Here is a 26,111-nt window from a genome sequence, read left to right on the forward strand (position 1 = left end):
TCATGAGGCTTGATAAATTGCTTGCTAGCAGCGGCTTTGGTTCAAGAAAAGATGTGAAGAAGCTGGTCAAGGCACGGGCGGTCACAGTGAATGGAGAAGTGGCGAAGCAGGTGAAAGATCATGTTGATCCATCGAATGATGAAGTGCTCGTACACGGAGAGCGTGTAGAGTATAAAGAATTCATTTACTTAATGATGAACAAACCGGACGGGGTCATCTCAGCAACTGAAGATCTGCGGGATGAAACGGTCGTCGATTTACTAGAGCCGGAGGATATCGCAAGGGAGCCATTTCCTGTGGGGAGACTGGATAAGGATACAGTCGGTCTTCTCCTCCTCACAAATGATGGACAGCTTGCTCATCAATTACTTTCTCCAAAAAAGCATGTGCCAAAAACGTACGAAGTTCATTTGAAATACCCATTAGGAGATCAAGACATCAAGCGTCTTGAAGAGGGCGTTGTCATTTTAGATGATTACCGCACGAAGCCGGCGAAGGTTGAAGTAGATGCGAATGAAAACGAAGATACACGCATCTGTTTAACGATTACTGAAGGAAAGTACCATCAAGTGAAGCTGATGGCGCAAGCAGTGGGAAATGAAGTCATTTTTTTAAAAAGACTCTCGATGGGGGCTGTCTCTTTAGATGAAGATCTAGCGCCTGGGGAGTACCGTGAATTGACGGATGAAGAATTAGACAGCTTAATCAATCGACCATAAATGTAGAATAAAAGAAAAGAACCGGCATATCGCCGGTTCTTTCAGCGTGTAGACAAACCCTCGCATTCGGTGTCAGGTCTGCGCTCCGGTGCTCAAGAATGTCAAATTCGCTCCGCTCCGGTACTCGTCCTTCCTAGACTGCAAAGGTTTTCTATCACGCTGAAAAGAAGACAAAAGGCTAAAATGAAGATCATTTTAGCCCTTTGTCAACAATCTGAAGAACCGGCATATCGCCGGTTCTTTTTGTTATATGGACAGTTCATTATAAGCTTAAGATGATATTTTCACTTTTTTTCTCGTTGTTTCCCATTTGCCTCTGCTTGGACTATGAACAAGATCGTTATAGGCAAGCACGTTTAAGTCTCTTTGAATGGTTCTAGGTGTGATCCCGAATTCATCAACCAGCTCTTGTGTCGTCACAAGACCTTTCTCTTGAATGAACATATAAACTGATTTAATTCGAGTCATCATACGGTTTGTTGAAGGTTTCAAAAAACCACTCCCTATCAATAAGATCGGATGGACTTGACTAACCACAACTTACTACACTAAAACTGCAAAATAAGGACATGCAACAATGGTAAATGTTCGTGTTTCTTAATGTTTTATTCTATTATACACGTTATTATGCATCTAGTTCCACCAAAAAGTCAACTTTACGTGTTTTTTAACTTGTCTTCATGAATCGAAACATGGTATATACCATGTTTTGAATTCGGTTACAACCCAATAGGCGTAGGGGGTATGGAGCATACCGTCACATTTAAACATCCAAAAAATAAACACAGAAAATTTACAAAATAAAAAATTCACTCATCTCAAAAAGACACATCCCTTGTTAGAATGTGCCTTTTTTGTTTCTGTTATCCTTCTAAGAAAAAGAGCTGAATGAAAAATAAAATGGCAAAGATGAGAACAAGTACATGTACTTCTCTCCATTTCCCTTTTGCCAGTTTCACAAGGGGATATGAGATAAATCCAAGTGAAATTCCTGTAGAAATACTAGATGTCAGCGGCATGGAAAGGATCACAAGAAAAGCAGGGAATGCTTCGTCTAGCTCGTTCCAGCGAATGCGTGACACTGAGTTCATCATCAAGCACCCGACAATGATGAGAACAGGTGATGTGATGGATGGTAAAGAAGAAATGGCTTGAACGAGCGGGCCGAAAAACAATGCCACAATAAACAGTGCAGCGACCGTTAAAGACGTTAGTCCAGTTCTTCCGCCAGCAGCAACCCCAGATGATGATTCAATATAAGCTGTTGTTGGGCTTGTCCCAAACATAGAACCTATCGTCGTTGCAGCAGAGTCAGCGAGCAGGGCTCTGCGTACCTTTGGCAGCTGGCCTTTTTTCATGAGTCCTGCTTGTTCAGCCACTCCGATCATTGTGCCCGTTGTATCAAAAATCGTCACTAGTAAGAAGGAGAAGACGACAGCATATAAATGATGAGAGAATACATCGCCAAAAGCAGCGAATGGATTTGTAATCAGCATGCCTTCGGGTAGTGCAGGGATGTCCATCAGCATTTTAGGGAAATGAAGCTGGCCTGTTACGAGCGCAATCAGTGTCGTCGCTAACATGCCGATAAACAGAGCGCCATTTATTTGAAGAACCATTAAAATAACAGAGATCATTAAGCCGACAAGCGTTAATATAACAACAGGCGAGTTTAAGTTGCCAAGCTTCACTAGATTTTCAGGGTCAGCTGCGATAATCCCAGACTGACGGAGGCCGATAAATGCAATGAAAAGCCCGATTCCTGCTGTAATGCCGTACTTTAAATTATCTGGAATGGCTTGAATCAGTTGTTTTCTAAGGGATGTTAACGATAAAATAATAAAGAGTATACCAGCAACAAATACCGCACTGAACGCTGTTTGATAGCTGATGCCGCCACCACCGACAACTGTAAAGGTGAAATAGACATTCAGCCCCATGCCTGGTGCAATAGCAATCGGATAGTTTGCAAATAGTGCCATCCAGAGCGTACCGACGACAGCAGCGATAATTGTTGCAGTAAAGACTTGGTCAAAAGGAATGCCTGCTTTTGAAAGAATTCCTGGGTTAACGGCAACAATATATACCATGGTAAAGAATGTCGTCATACCAGCGATTAATTCTCTCTTTATGTTGGTTTGGTTTTCTTTTAACTGAAACATAAAATCCTCCATTTACGAACATTATTACAAAACAATTAATATAATATTCGTTTTAAGGATGGATTGCAACCTTTTTTCAAGGAGGAATGGAAAAATGAATTGGGAAGCTGAAGTGATACGAAAAAAAGACGACTTAATTAAGGACACACAATCTTTTTTGCAAATTGAAAGCGTCCTTGATGAAGAAGGTGGAAAAAAAGGAAAGCCATTTGGTGAAAAAGTCGATCAGGCCCTTCAGTATATGCTGAAAAAAGGGGAAGACGAAGGATTCACAGTCAAGAATGTCGATGGCTATGCAGGTCATATTGAATATGGAGAAGGCGAAGACATTGTAGGTGTGCTATGCCATGTGGACGTTGTGCCTGCTGGTGACGGCTGGACAACCCCGCCATTTTCAGCGGACATAAGAGAAAATAAAATATTTGCACGAGGGGCCATTGATGATAAAGGTCCAACCATGGCGGCTTTCTACGCGCTAAAGATGATAAAAGATACAGGGATGAAGCTGTCAAAAAAGATTCGAATGATCATTGGAACGGATGAAGAAAGTGATTGGCGCTGTGTGGACCATTATTTCAAGCATGAGGCGATGCCGCAAATTGGATTTGCGCCAGATGCCGATTTTCCGATTATTCATGCTGAAAAAGGGATCATTGATGCCATCGTGTCATTTACATATCAACATACAGAAAATCATCAGCGCTATACGCTCAAGCAATTCACATCGGGTATGCGGCTGAATATGGTGCCGGATGAGGCAGCTGCCACTGTGACAGCTGCACAAGATCACGATGATGAATCATTAAAAACAGCTTTTGAAGCTTATCTTGCTCACAATCATTTATCAGGTGAGGTAAAGAATGCAGCGGACGGACTGCATCTCACATTAAAAGGTGAATCAGTTCATGCCATGGAGCCGGCGCATGGCATCAATGCGGGCATTCATATGGCCAATTTCCTATGTGGACAAGAGTTAGATGAAGACGGGCTTGCTTTTACCTCCCAAATCAACGCTTTATTTGATCAGGATACAAGAGGGAAAAAGCTGGGGATTGCTTGTAAAGATGAGATTAGCGGAGATTTGACTTTAAATGTTGGAACGATCCGCTATAAACAAAACGAGGAAGCGAAGCTAGGATTAAATGTCCGCTATCCAGTGACAGCAGACGGCAAGGACGTTAAAAAAGGGATCGAAGGCATCAAAGGGGCCACCCTTCTGAAATTTGACGACAGTCCTCCGCATCACGTCTCAAAAGATCATCCGCTTGTGAAAACATTGCAGCGGGTATATGAGGAACAAACGGGAGATCCAGCTAATCTGATTGCGATTGGTGGAGGAACGTATGCGAGATCTTTAGAAGCGGGCGTTGCCTTTGGTCCTCTATTCCCTGGCAGACCAGATTGCGCACACCAGAAGGATGAATATATCGAAATCGATGATCTACTAAGAGCAACCGCTCTATATGCACAAGCCATGTATGAATTGGCAAAATAGAAAAAGAGAAGAGGGGATTCACAGTGAAAAAAATGTTCTTATGCTCTTCATTCAAAGACAGCTATTCTCTCTTATCTGACTTTGCGGGTGAATCATTAAAAGGAAAACGCGTGACATTTTTTCCAACAGCCAGTGCTGTGGAAGAAGTCACGCACTATGTGGAGGCAGCGAAAGAAGCCTTTCATCAACTAGGTATGCATCTAGAGACCGTTCAGATAGCTGAGCAGTCTACTGAAGAAATCACAAAGATGATTGAACAAAATGATGTGATGTACGTATCAGGAGGCAACACCTTCTATTTGCTGCAGGAATTAAGAAAGCATCGTCTTGATGACGTGCTGAAAGAAGAAATCAATAAAGGCAAGCTGTACATCGGAGAGTCCGCAGGGAGTATCATCATGGCACCAAGCATTGAATATATCTCCGTGATGGATGATCGGCAGAAGGCAGCAGAACTTTCATCATGTCAAGGATTCAATGAGATAAGCTACTATCCGGTACCGCATATGTACAATACCTATTTAGGCGAGGCTGCGCAGCAAATCATGGAACAGTTTGAGCAGACGCTCGATTTATGCCCGCTTACTGATGAGCAGGCTTTACTCATCACAGGGGAGCAGGCTGAGGTGAAGTCCGACAAATCGTCCTAACCTTGAAACGAAGAAAAAGGAACAGGGATTCATGACCCTGTTCCTTTTTTAATCTTGAAAAACATCACTTGATAAGTATCGTTCGCCTGTATCTGCTGTCATACAGATCACGATTTGTTCTGCCGGCAGTTGCTTGGCTGTTTCAATCGCAGCATAGCAGGCTGCACCAGATGATGGACCAACTAAAATTCCTTCAAGCCGGGCAAGCTGACGTGTGATTGTGTACGCATCCTCATCGCTTACTTGCACGATCTCATCATAGACATGCTCGTTTAAAATATGGGGAATAAATCCTGGGCTTGTGCCAACAAGTTTATGTTTGCCAGGTTTCCCGCCAGATAAGACTGGAGATCCCTTTGGCTCTGCCACACGTATGGTCAAATGAGGGAATGCCTTCTTTAATTCCTCTCCGGTGCCTGTAATGGTTCCGCCAGTTCCTGCTGTTGCGACAAAGGCTCCAAGGGGCTTTCCAAGTTGTTTTACAGCTTCCATGATTTCAACAGCCGTTGTGCCTCTATGTGCATCTGGGTTCGCCCCATTATCAAATTGCATCGGGATAAAGCTATGAGGAATTTGAGACGCCAGTTCCTCTGCCTTGCGAATACAGCCTGGCATTTTTTCTTCTCCTGGGGTTAAAACGACCTGCGCCCCATAAGCCTTCAAAATATTGATTCTTTCCTTTGTCATCGTATCTGGCATGACAAGGATTGCTTTATAGCCTCTTGCTGCTGCGTTCATGGCTAAACCAATCCCTGTATTCCCACTCGTTGGTTCAATAATGGTCGCTCCTTTTGTAAGCTTTCCTTGCCTTTCAGCCTCGACGATCATATTGTAAGCAGCGCGGTCCTTCACACTGCCGCTAGGATTAAATGATTCCAGCTTTAAATAAACAGCTGCCGCATTGCCTGGCTGAAGCCGCTGTAATTTAACAAGTGGTGTATCGCCAATCAGCTCAGCTATATTTTGTGCAACCTTCATCATGTGACACCCTTTCTTCTCATTCTGCATTTCTTTAGTTATACTATCATCAATGGGGATTCGTAAAGTTTGTTAAAAAAGGACAGGTGATATTGTGGCAGAAAACCGTCATTATTTTATAGGGATTCACATCCCTGAACAACTTGCGCATCAAATCAAAAAAGACATGGATCTAAGGAGCGGACTATCCTTTCAAAAGTGGACAGCACCAGATGATTATCATGTGACCCTGATCTTTTTAGGTGCCATTCCAGATGAGCGTTTAAAAAAGATCATCGAGCTGCTTGATATCCTTTCAAATGAAGCCGCTGCATTTTCACTAGAGCTGAATGAGGTAGGACAGTTTGGCATGAAGGAGCGCCCGAGAGTCTTTTTTGCAAAACCTAATGAAAGTGAACCGCTCATGCAATTAAGAGAAAAGGTGAAAGAAGCCGTATTGTCAGCAGGACATCCTGTTGAAAAGAGACCGTTTCATCCGCATATGACGATTGCGCGAAAATGGAACGCGGATCACTCTTTTGCAGAACAAGCGACTTTACGCAAAGAGCCATACGTGATAGAGGTTTCTTGTATGACTCTATTTGAAATACGTCCGAAAGAAACCCCGCGTTATCACGCAATCAAACAATTTGCACTACATAAATGATTCTAAAAGTTGGAGTGAGCAGCAGATGGCGCAAATTATCAAAATTCAAGATTATATATCACGATATGAACAAGACCCGCATCACTACATCAATCAATTCATTCGATTGAAAAAGCAAAGGTGGGACGAGTTAAAAAAGGCTTCAAAACAGGAGGCGCAGCATTCATTTGACCAAATCTCTGAACAAGTGCCTGAACAAGAGGAAGAAAAGAGAAAGAAATTCTCCTTAAAAAGAAAGCAAAAAGAAGCCGATATGAAAAAGGAACGGGACCTGAGTCTTTTTAACGAGCCGACAGATATAGAGCAAGGTGTCTTTACAAACGTTCCTACCGATGAAACGAAGCTCATTCATTTTTTTAAGGATCATCTATACGATGTTCAATTAAAATGGGCGAGCTCGACGATTTCCCACATTTCAACCGTCTCCCATCATATTCGGTATGATGAAAAGCTGCGTATGCTTGCTAGGCAGCTTCCGGATTCATATTTTGTGATGTATAAGCCGGTGCTGCTCATTCAAAAAGCAGAGATGGAATTATGTTCAGTACTTATTACGCCGCTGGAAGTGATTTGTTTATCCTTCTTAGAGGCAGAGCCTGACAGCGTATATATCGGAACGAAGGAACGTTTTTGGGAAAAGCGGGCGAATGGGAAAGCTGTTCAATCCGTTTTGAATCCTTGCGCAAGCCTTCTGCGCTCTGGCACCGTCGTGTCAAAGATCTTACAGCAAAGCGGTGTCGATCTTCCTGTGAAAAAAATCCTGATCAGCAGAACCTCTTATATTGACTTACCGGAAGTTCCATACGGGATGGAGGTTGTCGATAAGAAGAAGGCGGAAGATTGGTTTGAAAAGCAGCGGAAAAATACCGCGCCGACAAAGCATCAGCAATTTAAGGCGACAAAGGCATTGCTTGCTTATGGTGAATCAGACAGCAAAAGAAGGCAGGAATGGCTCGATTAAAGGCATAATGGAAGGTCACGAAAAATGAGACCTGAGTGGAGCTAATATATGAATGAATGGTACTTTATCGTTAATCCAGCAGCAGGACATGGAAAAGGACTTCGTACATGGAGGAGCATAGAGAAAGAATTACAAAAGGTGGAGATCTCTTATCGATCGTTTCTCACCCAGCATGAAGGCCATGCAGAAGTATTGGCAAGACAAATTAGCGCCATGCAAGATGACAGGCTGAAGCGCCTGATTGTCATTGGCGGTGACGGCACCATTCATGAAGTCCTGAATGGCTTAAAGGAAATGGATCATGTGCAGTTAAGCTTTGTTCCCGCCGGTCATTGGAATGATGCGGCGAAGGGCCTCGGCATCCATCGTCAAGATGTCCTAAAAGAAGTGAGAAAGCAAAAGAGAATGCTCACCAAAACATTTTCTCTCGGCTCCTTTCAAGATCATGCAGAAAGCCCGCAATCCGTTCTCTTTCTCAATCATATCGGTGCTGGGTTTGATGCGCATGTGCTAAGGAAAATAGTGCATTTTAGAGAAAAAAAGTGGCTGAAACGGCTGGGGCTTGGGTTTATCATCTACCCGCTGTCATTTCTCCATTCTTTATGGTCTTTTAAGCCGTTTGACCTTGCGCTGTTTATTGAAAATGAGAAGAAGGTCTTTCGCCAAGTGTGGTTTGTGATTGTATGCAATCACCCCTATTACGGAGGCGGGCTGGAAGCAGCGCCGGAAGTGAGCGCGAGGCAGCCAGGCTTTCAAACGATCGTTGTCACAGATTTGAATCCATTCAAAGTGCTCTTGTTTTTAAGTGCGATGGTGTTTCGAAAGCATCTTGGAATGAAGGGCGTTACCCTGTATCAGCACGAGGAAGCGTACTTGGAGGCAGATGCAAAAATCTTATTTCATGCAGATGGAGAAGTGATCGGCGCAACGCCTGTCTTTGTGAAGGCGAGTGAGCGCTCCTTAAAATTACGTGCTTAAATGGCTTCTCGTGAATGCCCTAGTCAAAAAACCATGAAAAAAGCCTTCCTTTTCATAAGGTTCTTGTCCTGATTTTCTAGTTTTGCTTGACGAGTATAAGAAGGTAACGATAAAATCTATAGGACGGCTATTGTTTAGCATCTCATTCTCAATAGCTGTCCTTTTTGTTTTTATGATCATATAAATAAAAAAGAAACAGCCAATTGATCTTCAATCGGCTGAATTTTGTCGACTAAAAAAGCAAGATTTAAAATATTTTAAGAAATGATGGGTTGAAAATTGATATGAACTGGTTGGGACAAATATTAGGTAGCGAATGGCACATCTCTCCTGCTGGAGGCGCTACGGGAGATGCGTACTTCGCAACACACAATGACCAAAAGCTATTTTTAAAACGCAATACGTCACCGTTTCTTGCGGTTTTGTCAGCTGAAGGCATTGTGCCGAAGCTTGTCTGGACAAAACGAATGGAAAATGGGGATGTCATCACTGCGCAGCACTGGCTGAGCGGCAGAGAGCTGAAGCCAAAGGACATGAATGACCGTCCTGTAGCAGAGCAGCTAAGAAAAATTCATACATCTAAAGAATTGCTTGATATGCTGAAAAGATTAGAGAAGCACGCTCTACACCCAGAATCCATTCTGAAGCATTTAAAACAGTCCATATTAAAAGAGCAAATCGATTCACAAGACATTACACGTGCCATCCAGTACTTAGAGAAGCATGTAGAGGCAGTCCAATTTGAGGACAAGGTTGTGTGTCATTGTGACCTCAATCATAATAATTGGCTGCTGACAGATGAAAATCAGCTTTACTTGATCGATTGGGATGGGGCGATGATTGCTGACCCAGCCATTGATCTTGGACCACTTTTATACCATTATATTGAAGAAGAGAACTGGGAAAGCTGGCTCTCGATGTACGGTGCCCCGCTGACGGACAATTTGCGAAAACGCATGGATTGGTACGTCCTCGCTGAAACCGTATCGTTTGTCGTGTGGCATAAAAGAAAAGGAAATGAAAAAGCGCAGCAAGAAGTGCAAGCGGAGCTGAGCTCACTCTTAAAGCGTTTAAACATCCATTAAGACATAGGAATATTTTCGACCCACTCTGACAAATGCGATTGATGCTCCTCGATATGTGCATCAATTGAATGGACAGAAGTGCCCTTTTGGCTGTAATCATAAATATCTGTTAATAATTGACGAATGTCGGCATCAAGGTCTTCTTTTGCCAGCATTAATTGAATCACGCGTCCCACCTGTTCATATTCTGCAACAGTCCCGCAGCAATCCAACTGGTGATCGGTTAAAATATCTTTGATTAATTGAAGCTGATGTTGACGGTTTAATCCCATACGTATGCTCCTTTTCTGCGTGTCATTTATGTGGTTAAACTGTGCATTCAGCGCCCAATTTATACATGCGGCAGACCAGCTCAAGCGAAGGGCTGGTCTTTTTCATATGTACATAAAGATGCTGTCTTGCGGGTCTTTATGTTTCATGGTATCTTGATAAAATGTAAAGAAAATAGAGGTGTATCAAATTGAGAATGCGACATAAACCATGGGCTGATGATTACTTAGCTGAAAATGCTCATATTGCCTTAGCTAGCCCCGAGCAATATAAAGGGAAATGGCATGAGCTGTTTGGAAATGATCATCCAATCCATATCGAAGTTGGGACAGGAAAAGGGAGCTTTATCGCTGGAATGGGCAAGCTTCATCCTGATATCAACTATATTGGCATTGAATTATTTAAAAGTGTCATTGTGACAGCAGTAGATAAAATCAAAGAGACAGATGTTGAAAATGTAAAGCTTTTGAACATTAATGCTGAAACGCTGACAGATGTGTTTGCGGAAAATGAAATTGACCGGGTGTATTTGAATTTCTCTGATCCGTGGCCAAAAGCAAGGCATGAAAAGCGCAGATTAACGTTTAAGGCCTTTTTAGAGCGATATGAACATATTCTCCGTCCAGGTGGTGAATTGCATTTCAAAACAGATAACCGCGGATTATTTGAATATTCCTTAAAGAGTTTTTCTGCATATGGCCTTCTTTTAACGTATGTCAGTCTAGATTTGCATAAGGACGGATTAGAAGGAAATGTGATGACTGAATACGAAGAAAAATTCTCGTCTATGGGACAACCCATCTATCGATCAGAAGTAAAATTTCCAGATTAACAAGTGACATCAAGCTGGCTGCAAAGAAAAATTGCAGTCAGCTTTTTTCATGAAAAGATTGATGCATGCGATTTTCAGCTGTATTTGCTACGATAGAAAAAGGAGGGATGACAGCAATGGAGACAATGAAAATAGGTGACATGGAACTGTTCTGGTTAAATGGGGGAGATACACACATGGACGGCGGTGCGATGTTCGGTGTAGTGCCAAAGCCGTTATGGTCAAAAAAATACCCGGTGAACGATCGCAATCAAATTGAACTGCGGTGTGATCCGATCCTCATTCGGTGGAATGGTCTTCATTTATTAGTGGATTCCGGCATCGGATCAGGGAAGCTGACAGATAAACAAAAACGCAATTACGGCGTAACAGAAGAGACGAAATTGGAACAATCGCTAGCGGCACTCGGCCTGCAACCAGCTGATATTGATTACGTTTTAATGACACACCTTCACTTCGATCATGCAAGCGGGCTGACAAAACGTGAGGGAGAAGAGCTCGTGTCTGTTTTTCCGCAGGCAAAAATCATCACATCCAAAATCGAATGGGATGAAATGAGGGCGCCTAACATCCGCTCAAGAAATACATATTGGAAAGAAAACTGGGAGCCTATAGCAAATCAAGTGGTGCCATTTGAAGAAAGCATCGAAGTAACAAAAGGCATTGGGCTGCATCATACAGGCGGTCATAGCAATGGCCATAGCATCTTAACGCTCACAAGTCAGGGCGAAACAGCGATTCATTTGGCTGATATCATGCCAACACACGCTCATAAAAATCCATTATGGGTCTTGGCTTATGATGATTACCCAATGACTTCGATTCCAGCTAAGCAAAAATGGCAGGCATTTGCAGAAGAAAAAAATGCGTGGTACTTGTTTTATCATGATGCGATTTACCGCGCTGTAAAGTGGGATGAAGACGGGCAAATCACACATGAAGTTAAAAGAGAAACAGGAAGATAAAAGATCATCTGCATGTTTTTTCGCCTTTCACACAAAATAACGACAAAATGAACTTGTGAAAGGAAGAGTGCAGGTGAACCAATTTTATCGTGTACATGGTGATGTCATTGAAACACCATTAAGAGGGATGGAAGTCATGTCCGTCCCTTATTTAAACAAAGGGGTTGCATTTACTAAGGAAGAGCGGGAAGAGCTTGGTTTAAAGGGATTTCTACCGCCTAAGGTTTTAACATTAGAGGATCAGGCAAAGCGTGCATATGAGCAGTTCAAGGCACAGCCGGATGAACTGGGGAAAAATGTGTATTTAACATCACTTCATGACAGAAACGAAGTGCTTTTTTACAAATTACTAAATGAGCACTTGGCGGAGATGCTGCCGATTGTCTACACGCCGACTGTTGGAACAGCCATTCAGCGTTATAGCCACGAGTATCGAAAGCCAAGGGGGCTTTATTTATCGATTGATGATTTGGAAGGCATGGAAGAGATTTTTGCCTCTTACGGTGTTGATGAATCAATTGACTTAATCGTTGCGACAGATGCAGAAGGCATTTTAGGTATTGGAGACTGGGGTGTTGGCGGTATTGCCATTTCAGTCGGGAAACTTGCTGTTTATACAGCCGCAGCAGGCATTGATCCTAGCCGCGTGCTGGCCGTTGTGCTTGATGCCGGGACGAACCAGGAAAGTCTCTTGAATGATCCGCTTTATGTTGGAAATCAGCATTCTCGCGTTCGAGGAGAACGTTATGATCGGTTCATTGATCAATATGTAGAGCTTGCCCGCGCAACCTTTCCAAATGCACTCCTTCACTGGGAAGACTTTGGGACAAAAAATGCCCGAGCCATATTGGAAAAATATAAGGAACGTATTTGTACATTTAATGATGACATTCAAGGTACTGGAGCTGTTTCACTTGCTGCGGTTCTGGCATGTGCAAAAGCTTCGAAGGTTCCGCTGAAAGATCACCGAATCGTCATTTTCGGAGCGGGTACGGCAGGGATTGGCATAGCGGAGCAGATCCGTGATGCTCTCGTAAGAGACGGTGTCAAAGAAGAGGAATCATATGATCATTTCTGGTGTATTGATAAAACAGGGTTGCTTACAGATGATTCGCCTGACATTCAGCCATTTCAAAAGCCATATGCAAGACGTTCTGACGAAGTAAAGGGTTATGCCCGTAACGGTCCTAAGCATTCCATTGATTTATTAGAGGTCGTCAAACAGGCGAAACCAACCATCTTAATTGGCACCTCGACGGTAGGAGGAGCATTTACAGAGGAAATTGTGAAAGAAATGGCGTCACACGTGGAGCGCCCAGCCATTTTACCGATGTCGAACCCAACACCTCTTTCAGAAGCAAAGCCTGAAGATCTCATCGAGTGGACAGAAGGACGCGCCCTTGTGACAACGGGAAGCCCATTTGATCCTGTCGAATATGGCGGCGTGACATATGAAATTGGTCAGGCGAATAATGCCCTTGTGTTCCCAGGGCTTGGTCTTGGAACGATTGTGTCTAAAGCCCGCCTTATAACAGACAGCATGTTTGTTGCGAGTGCTGAAGCGATTGCCAGCATGGTCAATGTCGGAAAGCCGGGTGCAGCGATGCTGCCAAGTGTGGATCAGCTTCGAACTGTTTCAGCGACAGTGGCTGTCCGTGTGGCGCAAGCAGCGATCGATGAAGGTATTGCAGAGGAAACGCCTGAGGATCTCATTCAGGCTGTACAGGACGCCATGTGGCATCCTGTGTACAAAAAAATCAAAGCCATATAAAAAAGAAGCTTCGCAAGGACACGCCTTTGCGAAGCTTTCTTTATCAAGCCACAGAATCAATGACATCAACGATCATGCCTGTTTTGGCATCAATCATGACTTCGTACTGTTCAAGCTCGCCAAAGGCTGAGCGAGTAATGCCAGATTTGTACACATCAATCGTTTCACCATTTACGGTATACGGTTCTGGTACAGTATAAATCCAAGAGCCATCAATCGGGCCGCGCTGTTTAAAAGCAGATTTCACAATTTTTAATGCTTTTTCAGACGAGATATACGTAGGGAAAAATACTTTCTTTGCAACAATTGCAGCGGCTACGCCAATACTCGCACCAATCAGAACATGTTTTAACTTCAACGTGCTGCACCTCCGTATTGCTGTTTTTTCCATTATACAAAACTTGTCCATTGATGTTAAGGAATCCGAATACTTGAAAGCATATTCAAAATTTCTGGAGAGATACTTGGAAAACCGAAAGAATTCTTATAGTATAAAGTGAGTGTTATTTTTATAGGAATATATATGGTCATTACATAGAAACGAGGTAAACCGTAGAATGAATGAAGAAACATTGTCGCTTTTCCGAAATTTAACAGAATTACAGGGAACTCCAGGTAATGAGCACCATGTGCGTGCTTTTATGAAAAAGGAACTTGAGAAATATTCTGACGAACTCATTCAGGATCGTCTTGGCGGTGTGTTTGGGGTACGCAAGGGACCAGAGAACGCACCTAAAATCATGGTGGCTGGTCATATGGATGAAGTGGGATTCATGGTTTCATCCATTACGAAGAACGGGATGATACGCTTCCAAACACTCGGCGGCTGGTGGAGTCAAGTCATGCTGGCACAGCGTGTCGACGTTCATACCGTTCACGGACCAATTCCTGGTGTCGTCTCTAGTACACCGCCTCATCTTCTAACACCAGAACAAAAAAGCAAACCTGTGAAACCATCAGACATGCTCATTGATATTGGGGCAGACAGTGAAGAAGAGGCAAAAGAACTTGGCATTCGCCCAGGACAGCAAATCGTGCCTGCAACAGTCTTTACCCCTATGGCGAATCCTAAAAAGATTTTAGCGAAGGCTTGGGATAACCGCTATGGCTGCGGACTTGCGATTGAATTATTAAAAGAAATAAAAGACGAACCCCTTTCATGTCATCTGTATTCAGGTGCAACGGTTCAGGAAGAAGTAGGGCTTAGAGGGGCAGAAGTAGCTGCGAATATGATTCAGCCAGATCTGTTCTTTGCTTTAGATGCAAGCCCTGCAAACGATGTGACAGGTGACAAAACCCAATTCGGCCAGCTTGGTAAAGGAGCACTTCTGCGTATTTTTGATCGAACCATGATTACGCATCGCGGGATGAGAGACTTTGTGCTCGATACTGCTGAGTCAAACAGCATTCCATACCAATACTTCGTATCACCGGGTGGTACGGACGCTGGACGTGTGCATATTTCCAACCAAGGTGTGCCTTCTGCTGTCATTGGGGTGTGCGCTCGCTACATTCATACAAGTCATTCAGTATTGCATGTGGATGATTACGCAGCGGCAAAAGAATTAATTGTCCGCCTGGTGAAAAACTGTGATCAAAGTACAGTGGATTCTATTTATCAACAGGTGTAAATGTAATAGAAAAGGCTGCCTCTTTCATGAGAGCAGCCTTTAGTGTGTATATGTAGACAAAACCTCGCATTCATTGCCAGGTCTGCAAAGGTTTCGAAAAGAGGAAAAAAGGTTGCAGTTTCACCTTTTTTATTGCTGTTCAAACACGTAAGATAACGCCTTGATCGCTTGGTTCACGGTTTCTACAGTGATATTCGCTTTGTTTGATAGTTCCTTTAACGGATGGTGCAGTTCTTTTGGGCGGATCAAAATGAGAGGTTTTCCTTTTGTGATGGCAGCAGATGCATCCATTGCCGTGTTCCACTGTTTATATTTCTCACCAAAGCGGGCAATGACGACGTCTGCCTTGTTTAATAAGATCTCAGTACGGAAATTGTTCAAATCAGAAGCCGCATCATCTTTGAAAATGGCATTCGGCTGCTCACCTAAAATGTCCTCACCAATGTGATCTGAGCGGTCATGATTCTCCATTGGTCCAACAAACGTCACCGGCAGTTTCAACGATTGGCTTTTCTCCTTGATTTCATCACGCCACTGGCTATGAATTTCTCCTGCTAAATAGACGGTTAATTGCATAACGATCTCCTCCTTTTGTACAAACTTAGTAAAGGTTTGCCCTGTTTCTTTTCATGTTACACAAGAAGTGCTTGATAAAGCAAAAAAAATATGATTATGATATTCATGGTAGAGACTATTTTTCATCGTAAGAATACTACATATAATGGGAAGGACAGGCCTCTTCGTCTTTCCTATGAGAAAGCAGGAAGACGACGTTGATGACTTATTTGAAAAGAAAAGGGATCTCCCTTTCGCCAAAAGTGTACTTCATTGATGCACTCTCTTATATGGCTTTAGGTCTATTTGCTACATTAGTGGTAGGGCTGATTTTAAAAACAGCAGGCGGTCTGTTATCACTTCCGCTCATCATCAAAATGGGAACACTTGCGATGGGGCTCATGGGACCAGCAATCGGTGTAGCCGTTGCGTATCGCTTACATGCATCTCCTTTGATCATTTTTGCAAGTGTTGTCTCAGGTGCTGCAGGAGCAGAGCTTGGTGGACCTGCTGGAAGCTTTGTCGCAGCATTAATTGGTGTGGAACTCGGCAAGCTGGTCAGTGGTGAGACAAGAATTGATATTATTTTAACGCCGCTTGTCACCATTATTACTGGCTTTTTCACCGCCGCTTTGATCGGTCCTGGGATTGAAGCCATGATGACAGGGCTTGGCAGACTCATCATGTGGGGGACTGACCAAAGTCCGCTGATCATGGGCATGCTAGTAGCGACCATTGTTGGACTTGCCCTCAGCTCACCGATTTCAAGTGCGGCGCTTGCGCTCATGCTTGACTTAAGCGGAACAGCGGCTGGTGCTGCAACGATTGGCTGCTGCGCTCAAATGGTCGGCTTTGCCGCTGCAGGCTTTAGAGAAAATCGTTTTGGCGGTCTTGCTGCTGTCGGCATTGGCACGTCAAAATTGCAACTGCCGAACATTGTGAAAAATCCCCTTATCCTTATTCCGCCGACGATTGCGGGCCTCATTCTCGCGCCAATTGGTATTATTGGCTTTGGGATGGTCAATAATGCGGCAGGGGCAGGTATGGGAACGAGCGGCCTTGTTGGACAGCTCATGACACTGACCGTTATGGGATTTCATCCATCCGTTTTTCTGGCGATCGCTCTTTTGCATATCGTTGGCCCGGCAGTGATTAGTTTGGTAGTATCAGAATGGATGAGAAAGAAAGGCTATATACAATTCGGAGATTTAACCATACAAACTGGAGGAATGAAACATGAAAAAAATTGAATCAAACGAAGAATTACAAAAAGTGATTCAAGAAGACTTAACAGTATTGCTATTTTCAGCTGACTGGTGCCCGGACTGCACCTTTATCGAACCATTCTTGCCAGAGCTTGAAGCAAACTACCCAGAATTTGAGTACTTCTATGTGGATAGAGATCAGTTCATTGACACTTGCGCAGAGTGGGAAATTTACGGCATTCCAAGCTTTTTAGTTTTTAAAAATGGACAAGAAATTAACCGCTTTGTCAGCAAAGATCGTAAGACGAAGGAAGAGATTGAAGCATTTTTAACAGATTCTCTTTCTAAATAATGAAAGGAGGGTCTAAATCATGGCAAAAATGACATCAAGACAGCTTGCGAACGAACTCAAAAGCCGTCTGACAAATGACAGCTGGTCACACCAGTTTGACCGAGAAAAAGATACGCTTCGTATTGAAGATAAACAAACAAGTAAAGGTATTACACTAGAGCTCCCGCCAATCATTGCAAAGTGGGAAGTAAAGCCTGATGAAACATTAGATGAGATCGTTTACTATGTGAAAGAGGCGCTAAGTGCCATGAAAGGCGAAGCGCAGCACATCTCAGGAAAAGAAAAGCAGATCTATCCTGTCATTCGTTCCACTTCCTTTCCTGAGGCATCAAGTGATGGCATTCCCCTAGTTTTTGATGAGCATACAGCTGAAACGAGAATCTTCTATGCACTTGACCTTGGAAGCACCTACAGATTAATTGATGAGAAAATGCTTCAAAAGGAAAACTGGACAAAAGAGCGAATTAGGGAAACTGCAAGCTTCAATGTCCGCTCACTTGAAACTGTGGTGAAAATGGATGAAGTCGCAGGCAATCGGTTTTATTTCTTCCGTGCGAATGACGGATATGATGCCAGCAGACTTTTAAATGAATCGATTTTACAAGAATACGCGCAAAAAATAGAAGGACAGATGGCCATTTCTGTTCCCCATCAAGATGTATTCATCATTGCAGATGTTCGCAATGAATCAGGCTATGATATTTTAGGACAGATGTCGATGAGCTTCTTCGCCAGCGGCACGGTTCCGATTACCGCATTGTCATTTTTATATGATGAGGGCAAGCTTGAACCGATCTTTATTCTTGCTAAAAGCAGACCAAAACAGCAGTAGAAGGGAATTTTGAAGAATGAACGTTTTTTATAATGCAGAAGGTGTAGGCGACACACTCCTTATTTCATTGAAAGATGTGACGAGAGAAGAAGTAGGTCATGAGAGGTTTGGAGATGTCGTAAGAATCTTCAATCAAGAAACAAAAGAAACAACAGGTATTAATATCTTCAACGCATCCACTTACATGAAAATTGAAGAAAACGGATCTGTACCGCTATCTGAAACACTTGTTCAAGATATCAACGAAATTTTAAACCGCAACGGTGTAAGTGAAACGTTGACTGTAGATCTATCACCAAAATTTGTTGTCGGTTATGTGAAGGAAAAAGAAAAGCATCCGAATGCAGATAAATTAAACATTTGCCAAGTAGATGTTGGCGATGAAACATTACAAATCGTGTGCGGTGCGCCAAACGTTGATCAAGGGCAATATGTCGTGGTTGCGAAGGTTGGTGCGGTGATGCCAAGCGGTTTGGTCATTAAAGATGCTGAGCTAAGAGGTGTTCCATCAAGCGGAATGATTTGTTCAGCAAAAGAACTAGATCTTCCAGACGCGCCTGCTGAAAAAGGGATTCTTGTTCTAGAGGGAAGCCACCAAGCTGGCGAACCCTTTAAAGCGTAACCTCCCATAAACGGGCACATAGGAGCGAAGAATGTGTTATACCAAAAGTCACTAAGTACGTACTTAGTGACTTTTTTTCATCTACAGACAGCACAAATAGCAAAGAGCGGCACTTTTCTCGCTTTTCTGCATGAAAAAGCAATGGTATACTAAAAATCGCCCAAGAAAACGTAAGGGGAGTTAAAGTGAGTGATAAATGATGAGTTGGTTAGATAAATTTTTTAGTGTATTTTTAGGAGAAGAAGAAAAGAAAGAAGAAAAAGCTGTGAGACCTAATGAAGGTCCAGCTGCACGAACGCAGCCAGTTTTTGAACAGCATAAAGAATATAAAAAAATTGAAGATACAAAAGTCTATTATGAATATCCGAAAGGCAACTTCCGCTTTCCGCTCGTTCCAGATGAACCTCTGCGTGACGGAGTGAAGCAGGAAAGAAGACGCGCAAAGCCAAGCAAGCCAAAGGCTAAGCAGAAGACCTATAAGCCAAAACAAACGGTGCAGCCTGACATCAATAAAAAGCCATTCAAAACAGAGCAAATTCCATCACCGATCTATGGCTATCATCAGGATATGCGTCCAAAACGAACAGAAGCGAAAGAAGAATCATCTCCTGTTCAAATGAAAGCAGCAGAAACAGCGCAGCGTGTCACCCTGTTATCAGAAGAGGCAGAGCGTGTACGAAATGTCAGACAGCAAATGAACATTCCGTCAATACGGAAAGAAAATCGTATGGAAGAAACGGTTTCAGCCCCAGCAGAAGAAAGAGTGGACATGCAAACAGACGTGACCCCGCTTACTTTGCAAGAGGAACTCGCTTATCAGGATCACGTTCAATCGACGATGGAGCGTTTAAATGACGAGCCTTTCATTCAAACAGAGGAAAAAGAGCAAGCCTTTTCTGAGCCTCAAGACCATATTGAAGCTGACTTACATAATCAGGAGGCCGAAGCTTATCAAGAACAGCCGGTAGAGGCTGAGCCGGAACAGGATGTCTCAAGCGATGACGAAGAAATAAAAGGCGAGCCGGTACATCAGTTTGTAGATCATACGGAGGAAATAGAACCGTTGACATTCGAAACAGCAGAAGACACACATCCCGCAATTGAAATGGAAGTAGACATGCCGGCAGAAGAAGTTGAGGTAACAGAAGACATCCCAGCAGAACCGGTCGCGGAAATAGAAGCTGATTCCATAGAAGATCATCAAGAAGAAGTGCCAGCGGCAGCATTTGAAGAAGCTGAGCCAGTCGCCAAGCATGATCTGCAAGAAGACCAATTGTTGGAAGAAGCTGAAATAGTAGAAGATCAAATGATGCCAATAGAACCAGTAGCAGACGATGAGACCGCTACTGAACCAGCAGAACCTGTCATAGAGCAGCAAGAAAAGCAAGAACAAGTGCATGAAGTCAAGGAAGAAAAACCGAAACAAGCAGCTCCGCAGACGCAACGTACAAGCGGACAAACCTCAACGGTTCCTTTTAACGTCATGATGTTAAAAAGTGATCAGCGTGTGCAAGGGCAAAAGAAAGCAGCAGATGCACAAGGGTATGTTTTCCCAAGTCTCGCCCTTTTAGACGTACCTCCAGCTCAAAAAGAAGAGGACGGGACATGGGTGAAAGAGCGGGCAGAGCTGCTCAATGCCACGCTGAAAAATTTCAATGTCAGAGCAAGTGTGGTTCATGTCACGCAAGGCCCTTCTGTGACAAGGTTTGAAGTACATCCAGAACCAGGTGTCAAAGTGAACAAAATCACGAACCTATCAGATGATATTAAACTCAGTTTGTCCGCAAAAGATATTCGAATCGAAGCACCGATTCCAGGAAAGAACACGATCGGGATCGAAGTGCCGAACCTTCACAGTAAAATGGTTTTCTTACGAGAGATGATCAGAAGCAGTGCATTTAGAGACAATCCATCACCTTTAACAGCAGCACTCGGATTAGATATATCTGGCCAGCCTGTTGTGGTTGATTTGCAAAAAATGCCACATGGCTTAATTGCTGGAGCAACAGGGTCAGGAAAAAGTGTCTGTATCAATACCATTTTAGTGAGCTTAATGTTTAAAGCGTCACCAGATGAAGTAAAAATGCTCTTAATCGACCCTAAAATGGTTGAATTAGCGCCATATAATCACATACCGCATCTCGTGAGTCCTGTCATCACCGATGCCAAGACAGCGACAGCCGCTCTGAAATGGGTAGTGGATGAAATGGAAAGGCGCTACGAACTGTTTGCGCACTCTGGCGTGAGAGAAATTAAACGATTCAATGAGCTTGTCAAAGAAAAACAAATGGGTGAAAAACTGCCTTATCTTGTCGTTGTGATCGATGAGCTCGCTGATTTAATGATGGTCGCACCAAATGAAGTCGAAGAAAGCATTTGCCGAATCGCACAAAAAGCAAGAGCATGCGGCATTCATTTATTGATTGCGACACAAAGACCTTCTGTCGATGTCATCACAGGTCTCATTAAAGCCAATATCCCAACAAGAATTGCTTTCTCTGTCTCAAGTCAGGTAGATTCTAGAACGATCATTGACATGGCAGGTGCAGAAAAGCTTCTCGGAAAAGGAGACATGCTTTTCTTAGAAAATGGCTCCGGCAAGCCGACGAGGCTGCAAGGGAACTTTGTATCAGACCGTGAGATTGATCAAGTAGTGGCACATGTAAGAAAACAGCGTAAGCCAGTGTTCCTTTTCGAACAGGAGGAATTAATGCTCCAAGGCTCTGCGATTACAGATGAAGACGAATTGTTTATGGATGCCTGCCGTTTTGCGATTGAGCAGAATAGCGCTAGTACATCGAGTTTGCAGCGAAGATTTAGAATTGGCTACAATCGTGCAGCCAGATTGATCGACATGATGGAACGCGAGGGCATGATCTCTGGTGCAAAAGGCAGTAAGCCAAGGGAAGTCCTTATGACACTGAGTGACTTAGAACAGCTGATCTAAACAAACCACTTCATTTTTTTTATAAACATGGTATGATAGCACATAGGTGCAATTTTGTAATTGGACGCTTTTCGTATGCCTGTCAGAACGCTTTTTTATATAAAATGAGCGAAAGCAGGTGTTAGAAATAGGAAAGTTGTCGGATACTAATCATAGTTAATATTGATTAGAATAGGAAGATCGGAAAAAAATCTTTATTTGGAGCTGCGATCTGTGAGCCGCTAGAGGCGAAAATCACAAGTTGCAAATTGAAATGAGCGTCATATACTGTAAGTCAGATAGACGTTTGTTGGAGGTACAATTATGACTGTTTATCATTTTGTTGGAATAAAAGGGACAGGTATGAGTCCACTGGCCCAAATTCTTCATGATACTGGGTATACTGTCCAAGGATCGGATATCGAAAAACATATCTTTACACAAAAAGCATTAGAAGAACGAAATATTAAAATTCTTCCATTTGACCCAGATAATATTCAGCCAGGGATGACCGTGATTGCAGGTAATGCATTTCCTGATACACACCCTGAGATTGAACGTGCCCTTTCTGAAGGGATTCCTGTCATTCGTTACCATAAATTCCTTGGAGAATACATGGATTCATTCACAAACGTTGCGATTACTGGTGCTCATGGTAAAACGTCGACAACAGGACTGCTTGCCCATGTGATGCAATCAGCGAAACCAACTTCATACTTAATCGGTGATGGATCTGGTATGGGGAAAGAAAACAGCGAGTATTTTGTATTTGAAGCATGCGAATACCGCAGACACTTCCTCAGCTATCATCCAGACTATGCGATCATGACCAATATTGATTTTGATCATCCTGATTATTTCTCGGACATTGACGACGTGTTTGATGCGTTTCAAAACATGGCGCTTCAAGTGAAAAAAGCCATTATCGCTTGCGGTGATGATGAGCATCTGCCCAAGATTCAAGCGAAGGTACCTGTTGTGTACTACGGTTTCAATGAAGAAAATGATTTCCAAGCACGCAATGTTGTGAAAAACACGGAAGGCACTACATTTGATGTATTTGTACGCAATACGTTTTATGATACCTTCTACATTCCTGCCTACGGAAATCATAATGTCCTCAATTCATTAGCTGTGATTGCATTATGTCACTATGAAGCCATTGATGTAGAGCTCATCAAAGGGGCACTAATGACATTTGGCGGGGTGAAACGCCGCTTTAATGAAAAAGTGGTCGGTGAGCAGGTCTTAATTGACGACTATGCCCATCACCCAACGGAGATTGAAGTCACCATTGAAGCAGCACGTCAAAAATATCCAGACCGTGATATTGTCGCTGTCTTCCAGCCGCATACCTTCACACGTACACAGCAATTCTTAAGTGAATTTGCTGACAGTCTGAAAAAAGCGGACTATGTATACCTATGCGATATTTTCGGTTCAGCCCGTGAAAACATTGGGAAGCTGAGTATCGAAGATTTACGAGAAAAAATCCCGCAGGCCCAATTGATTGTGGAAGAAGATACATCTGTGCTGAAAGCGCACGAAGATGGGATTCTGATCTTTATGGGAGCAGGAGACATTCAAAAATATCTGCGTGCTTATGAGAAAGTCGCTGTATAAATGCTTAAAGGGAAAGTGCCGTTTTGATCGGCACTTTTTTTATTTTGAATAAAATGTGACAAAGGGGCTAAATGTGTCAACATCTGCCGCTTTTTTTCGTTCGCTGTGGACAGGAATCAGCGAATAAGTGTAGAATTATTATTCAATCGGTCATTCTAGGCGATGTTTGAATGATACAACGAGAGGGTAATGAATTGCATATGCCCGCAGCAAAGGAGGTATCAGATGATTATTATTCTATATCTAAGCGTTGCACTGATCGCAATTGCTTTCCTCATTCTTGTCATCTATTTGTCCAAAACATTAAAATCCTTACAGCTGACATTAAAGAATGTTGCATCAACTTTAGAAGGTCTTGAAGGTCAGATGCAAGGGATCACCACAGAGACGACACAGTTGCTACATAAGACGAATCAGCTTGCTGAAGATATTCAAGACAAATCGGCAAAACTCAACACAGTTGTGGATGCGGTGCAGGGAATTGGCGGCTCGATCAACCAATTTAATACAAGCATAAAGCAGGCAGCTGGTGCAGTTTCTTCATCCGTTGAACGAAATCAAGAAAAAGTCACGGATGTGGTAAGCTGGAGTAACGCAGCACTTGAAATTTATAAAAAATGGAAACAACGAAAACACCAAAAATAAACCATTTTCGCATAGGAGGAATAATCATGAGCAAAGACGGAATCAATAGCAAAGACTTTTTGATCGGAACACTTATTGGTGGAATTGTTGGTGCAACAACAGCCTTATTTTTAGCACCGAAGTCAGGGAAAGAGCTTCGCGATGATTTGAACACCCAAGCGAATGTTTTAAAAGAAAAAACAGATCGCCTCACAACAGATGCAAAAGAAAGAGGCACTGAATATGTGACGATTGCGAAAGATAAAACGTCTGAATTGTCCCAACTGGTAGCAGAACAGTCAAACCAGATTTTAGACAAAGTGAAAGACATAAAAGAGCGTGCAGCTGGAAAAGCTAATCATGTAAAAAGTGAAGCAGAAGATGCAGCAGCTGACCTAGCAAATGAAGCTTCAGATGTAGCAGACGAAGCAAAAGTACGAGCACAAGAAGCGAAATCAGAAATTGAAGATGGCATCAAAGATGTCAAAGAAAAAGTAGAACAATCGACTAAAGGCTAACTCTCACTGCTCGGAGTGAAGAAGGAGAACATCATGTCAAAACAACTCATTGAAACAGAAGAACAGTTTGATCAACTAACGAATCAAGATGGGACGTTTGTCTTTTTTAAGCACAGTTTGACATGTCCGATCAGTCAAGCGGCTTTTCAAGAGTTTGAAGCATTTGCGTCTGCACATGAAGACGTGCCTACTTATTTCTTGCAAATCCAAAACACAAGAGAGCTTTCATCCTATGTGACTGAAAAGTCGGGGGTAAAGCATGAAAGTCCCCAGGCACTCGTCTTTAGCGGTGGAAAAGTGAAGTGGCATGCATCTCACTCAAGCATTACAAAAGAAGCGCTTGAACATAATCTGTAGAAGAAACGTCAGCAATTGCTGACGTTTTTTTATAAAAAAAGGTTTACTTCAACCAAAAGTATGCTATAATCTTACACATAATACTTTATCGCTTAAAAGCGTTTGGGTAATAAAGAAAATTTTCGTGACAATTCCGAAATCTTTGTTTATAATAAACCCTATCATGAGAGAATGAAAAAATAAAAAGCGAGAACAGGCAGAGGAAAGGATGACAAAAATGAGCAACAATGAACTAGAACAATTGAGACAGCAGGCAGATGAACTAAATCTTCAAATCTTAAAACTGATCAATGAAAGAGGAAGCATTGTAAAAGAAATTGGAAAGGCGAAAGAAGCGCAAGGTGTCAACCGTTATGATCCTGTCAGAGAGCGCACAATGCTGAACCAAATTCTTGAAGCAAATGATGGACCGTTCGAAAACTCAACGATTCAGCATATTTTCAAAGAGATTTTCAAAGCAGGTCTAGAGCTTCAAGAAGATGACCACAGCAAAGCACTTCTTGTTTCTCGTAAGAAAAAATCGGAAAATACAATCGTGAACATCAATGGAGAAGCGATCGGTGATGGGAAACAGCGCTTCATCGTTGGACCATGTGCTGTTGAAAGCTACGAGCAAGTCGCAGAAGTTGCGGCAGCAGCGAAACAGCAAGGACTAAAACTACTTCGCGGAGGTGCATTTAAACCTCGCACAAGTCCATACGATTTCCAAGGACTTGGTGTAGACGGTCTAAAAATTCTAAAGCGTGTAGCGGATGAATACGGTCTTGCTGTCATTAGTGAAATCGTCAATCCTGCTCATATTGAAGAAGCGATTGAGCATATCGATGTCATCCAAATTGGTGCACGAAACATGCAAAACTTTGAGCTATTAAAAGCAGCCGGATCTGTGAAGAAACCAGTTCTTTTAAAGCGTGGTCTTGCAGCGACAATTTCAGAATTCATCAATGCAGCTGAATACATCATCGCCCAAGGAAATGACCAAATCATCCTTTGCGAGCGCGGTATCCGCACATACGAAACAGCGACAAGAAATACACTAGATATCTCTGCTGTGCCAATCTTGAAACAAGAGACACATTTACCAGTCTTCGTTGATGTGACGCACTCAACTGGACGTAGAGATCTTCTCCTTCCAACAGCGAAAGCAGCTCTTGCGATTGGAGCAGACGGTGTTATGGCAGAAGTGCACCCAGATCCATCTGTTGCTCTATCTGACTCAGCGCAGCAAATGGACATTCCTCAATTCGAAAAATGGTTAGATGCGTTAAGACCACTTGTTAACATTCACGCGTAATCATAGATAGAAAAGCCGCCGGATAACTGCCCGGCGGTTTTTCTATGGATAAAATATGAT

At 42.9% G+C, this 26,111-nt stretch carries 27 protein-coding genes; 21 read left to right on the top strand and 6 right to left on the bottom strand.

The features are described from left to right. Positions 1 to 2: 2 nt before the first annotated feature. The gene (locus tag ACSSTM_RS16990; RefSeq protein WP_309416379.1) at positions 3 to 719 is read left to right on the top strand and encodes a pseudouridine synthase; all 717 of its coding nucleotides are present in this window, start codon (positions 3 to 5) and stop codon (positions 717 to 719) included. A 270-nt stretch (positions 720 to 989) separates the two neighbouring features. Here ACSSTM_RS16990 and ACSSTM_RS16995 read toward each other — a convergent pair whose 3' ends face one another. Together ACSSTM_RS16995 and ACSSTM_RS17000 are read right to left on the bottom strand one after the other, a co-directional pair. Further along, positions 990 to 1,211, bottom strand: coding sequence for a DeoR family transcriptional regulator (locus tag ACSSTM_RS16995; RefSeq protein WP_008356419.1), 222 nt, complete (start codon positions 1,209 to 1,211; stop codon positions 990 to 992). Positions 1,212 to 1,582: 371 nt separating this feature from the next. Then, positions 1,583 to 2,881, bottom strand: coding sequence for an NCS2 family permease (locus ACSSTM_RS17000; protein WP_034665455.1), 1,299 nt, complete (start codon positions 2,879 to 2,881; stop codon positions 1,583 to 1,585). A gap of 94 nt (positions 2,882 to 2,975) precedes the next feature. Here ACSSTM_RS17000 and pepV point away from each other — a divergent pair, with 94 nt between their 5' ends. Together pepV and ACSSTM_RS17010 are read left to right on the top strand one after the other, a co-directional pair. After that, a complete protein-coding gene (gene pepV / locus ACSSTM_RS17005) occupies positions 2,976 to 4,376 on the top strand; it encodes a dipeptidase PepV (RefSeq protein WP_034665458.1) in 1,401 nt (466 codons plus the stop codon). Positions 4,377 to 4,399: 23 nt separating this feature from the next. Further along, positions 4,400 to 5,026, top strand: a complete 627-nt coding sequence (locus ACSSTM_RS17010; RefSeq protein ID WP_034665461.1) for a Type 1 glutamine amidotransferase-like domain-containing protein — start codon at positions 4,400 to 4,402, stop codon at positions 5,024 to 5,026. A 48-nt stretch (positions 5,027 to 5,074) separates the two neighbouring features. On the opposite strand, the gene cysK is transcribed toward ACSSTM_RS17010, so the two are convergent. Further along, positions 5,075 to 6,004 carry a cysteine synthase A gene (gene cysK / locus ACSSTM_RS17015; protein ID WP_425389364.1) on the bottom strand — a complete coding sequence of 310 codons (930 nt, stop codon included), beginning with the start codon at positions 6,002 to 6,004 and terminating at the stop codon, positions 5,075 to 5,077. A gap of 94 nt (positions 6,005 to 6,098) precedes the next feature. Here cysK and thpR point away from each other — a divergent pair, with 94 nt between their 5' ends. From thpR to ACSSTM_RS17035, 4 genes are all read left to right on the top strand, one after another. Next, positions 6,099 to 6,650, top strand: a complete 552-nt coding sequence (gene thpR / locus ACSSTM_RS17020) for an RNA 2',3'-cyclic phosphodiesterase (protein ID WP_437404253.1) — start codon at positions 6,099 to 6,101, stop codon at positions 6,648 to 6,650. A 25-nt stretch (positions 6,651 to 6,675) separates the two neighbouring features. Further along, positions 6,676 to 7,611 carry a hypothetical protein gene (locus tag ACSSTM_RS17025; protein ID WP_034665469.1) on the top strand — a complete coding sequence of 312 codons (936 nt, stop codon included), beginning with the start codon at positions 6,676 to 6,678 and terminating at the stop codon, positions 7,609 to 7,611. A gap of 48 nt (positions 7,612 to 7,659) precedes the next feature. After that, the gene (locus tag ACSSTM_RS17030; protein ID WP_437404254.1) at positions 7,660 to 8,589 is read left to right on the top strand and encodes a YegS/Rv2252/BmrU family lipid kinase; all 930 of its coding nucleotides are present in this window, start codon (positions 7,660 to 7,662) and stop codon (positions 8,587 to 8,589) included. Positions 8,590 to 8,873: 284 nt separating this feature from the next. After that, positions 8,874 to 9,674, top strand: coding sequence for a phosphotransferase family protein (locus ACSSTM_RS17035; protein WP_268495134.1), 801 nt, complete (start codon positions 8,874 to 8,876; stop codon positions 9,672 to 9,674). Here ACSSTM_RS17035 and ACSSTM_RS17040 read toward each other — a convergent pair. Further along, entirely contained in the window at positions 9,671 to 9,946 is a 276-nt protein-coding gene (locus ACSSTM_RS17040; protein ID WP_034665477.1) for a YtzH-like family protein, read from the bottom strand. The genes ACSSTM_RS17035 and ACSSTM_RS17040 overlap by 4 nt on opposite strands. A gap of 188 nt (positions 9,947 to 10,134) precedes the next feature. Here ACSSTM_RS17040 and trmB point away from each other — a divergent pair, with 188 nt between their 5' ends. The 3 genes from trmB to ACSSTM_RS17055 all read left to right on the top strand — a co-directional run bounded on the left by trmB (position 10,135) and on the right by ACSSTM_RS17055 (position 13,512). Continuing rightward, positions 10,135 to 10,776, top strand: a complete 642-nt coding sequence (trmB, locus tag ACSSTM_RS17045; protein ID WP_060597029.1) for a tRNA (guanosine(46)-N7)-methyltransferase TrmB — start codon at positions 10,135 to 10,137, stop codon at positions 10,774 to 10,776. Positions 10,777 to 10,892: 116 nt separating this feature from the next. Then, positions 10,893 to 11,741, top strand: coding sequence for a YtnP family quorum-quenching lactonase (locus ACSSTM_RS17050; protein WP_034665483.1), 849 nt, complete (start codon positions 10,893 to 10,895; stop codon positions 11,739 to 11,741). A 73-nt stretch (positions 11,742 to 11,814) separates the two neighbouring features. Further along, positions 11,815 to 13,512: an NAD-dependent malic enzyme gene (locus ACSSTM_RS17055; RefSeq protein ID WP_106036976.1), complete on the top strand. Its 1,698-nt coding sequence runs from the start codon at positions 11,815 to 11,817 to the stop codon at positions 13,510 to 13,512. 43 nt (positions 13,513 to 13,555) lie between these two features. Here the strand turns inward: ACSSTM_RS17055 and ACSSTM_RS17060 are convergent, their stop codons facing one another. Then, positions 13,556 to 13,870, bottom strand: a complete 315-nt coding sequence (locus ACSSTM_RS17060; RefSeq protein WP_003217759.1) for a PepSY domain-containing protein — start codon at positions 13,868 to 13,870, stop codon at positions 13,556 to 13,558. A gap of 199 nt (positions 13,871 to 14,069) precedes the next feature. Here ACSSTM_RS17060 and ACSSTM_RS17065 point away from each other — a divergent pair, with 199 nt between their 5' ends. Next, the gene (locus ACSSTM_RS17065) at positions 14,070 to 15,143 is read left to right on the top strand and encodes a M42 family metallopeptidase (RefSeq protein ID WP_060597028.1); all 1,074 of its coding nucleotides are present in this window, start codon (positions 14,070 to 14,072) and stop codon (positions 15,141 to 15,143) included. Between the two features lie 129 nt (positions 15,144 to 15,272). Here the strand turns inward: ACSSTM_RS17065 and ACSSTM_RS17070 are convergent, their stop codons facing one another. Next, complete coding sequence (locus ACSSTM_RS17070) at positions 15,273 to 15,719, bottom strand: YtoQ family protein (protein ID WP_060597027.1); 447 nt, start codon at positions 15,717 to 15,719, stop codon at positions 15,273 to 15,275. Between the two features lie 200 nt (positions 15,720 to 15,919). Between ACSSTM_RS17070 and ACSSTM_RS17075 the strand changes: the two genes are divergently transcribed. The 10 genes from ACSSTM_RS17075 (at position 15,920) to ACSSTM_RS17120 (ending at position 26,051) form a co-directional block, all read left to right on the top strand. Next, the gene (locus ACSSTM_RS17075) at positions 15,920 to 16,948 is read left to right on the top strand and encodes a PTS transporter subunit IIC (protein ID WP_060597026.1); all 1,029 of its coding nucleotides are present in this window, start codon (positions 15,920 to 15,922) and stop codon (positions 16,946 to 16,948) included. Continuing rightward, a complete protein-coding gene (locus tag ACSSTM_RS17080) occupies positions 16,935 to 17,255 on the top strand; it encodes a thioredoxin family protein (RefSeq protein ID WP_003217665.1) in 321 nt (106 codons plus the stop codon). Before ACSSTM_RS17075 ends, ACSSTM_RS17080 begins: the two co-directional genes overlap by 14 nt. Before the next feature lie 19 nt (positions 17,256 to 17,274). Further along, a complete protein-coding gene (locus ACSSTM_RS17085; protein ID WP_060597025.1) occupies positions 17,275 to 18,087 on the top strand; it encodes a DUF1444 domain-containing protein in 813 nt (270 codons plus the stop codon). Positions 18,088 to 18,103: 16 nt separating this feature from the next. Next, entirely contained in the window at positions 18,104 to 18,709 is a 606-nt protein-coding gene (gene ytpR / locus ACSSTM_RS17090) for a YtpR family tRNA-binding protein (RefSeq protein WP_106036974.1), read from the top strand. A 196-nt stretch (positions 18,710 to 18,905) separates the two neighbouring features. Next, positions 18,906 to 21,656, top strand: a complete 2,751-nt coding sequence (locus ACSSTM_RS17095; protein ID WP_437404255.1) for a DNA translocase FtsK — start codon at positions 18,906 to 18,908, stop codon at positions 21,654 to 21,656. A 303-nt stretch (positions 21,657 to 21,959) separates the two neighbouring features. Beyond that, positions 21,960 to 23,258, top strand: coding sequence for a UDP-N-acetylmuramate--L-alanine ligase (gene murC, locus ACSSTM_RS17100; RefSeq protein ID WP_437404256.1), 1,299 nt, complete (start codon positions 21,960 to 21,962; stop codon positions 23,256 to 23,258). Positions 23,259 to 23,483: 225 nt separating this feature from the next. Next, positions 23,484 to 23,903, top strand: coding sequence for a DUF948 domain-containing protein (locus ACSSTM_RS17105; protein WP_003217556.1), 420 nt, complete (start codon positions 23,484 to 23,486; stop codon positions 23,901 to 23,903). Between the two features lie 26 nt (positions 23,904 to 23,929). Further along, positions 23,930 to 24,400, top strand: a complete 471-nt coding sequence (locus ACSSTM_RS17110) for a YtxH domain-containing protein (RefSeq protein WP_034665507.1) — start codon at positions 23,930 to 23,932, stop codon at positions 24,398 to 24,400. A 33-nt stretch (positions 24,401 to 24,433) separates the two neighbouring features. Then, positions 24,434 to 24,757, top strand: coding sequence for a bacillithiol system redox-active protein YtxJ (gene ytxJ, locus ACSSTM_RS17115; protein WP_034665511.1), 324 nt, complete (start codon positions 24,434 to 24,436; stop codon positions 24,755 to 24,757). A gap of 217 nt (positions 24,758 to 24,974) precedes the next feature. Continuing rightward, positions 24,975 to 26,051: a bifunctional 3-deoxy-7-phosphoheptulonate synthase/chorismate mutase gene (locus ACSSTM_RS17120; RefSeq protein ID WP_003217626.1), complete on the top strand. Its 1,077-nt coding sequence runs from the start codon at positions 24,975 to 24,977 to the stop codon at positions 26,049 to 26,051. The last annotated feature ends 60 nt before the right edge of the window (positions 26,052 to 26,111 follow it).

The sequence above is a fragment of the Bacillus sp. RK1064 genome (assembly GCF_051488405.1).
Classification (GTDB): Bacteria; Bacillota; Bacilli; order Bacillales; family Bacillaceae; genus Bacillus.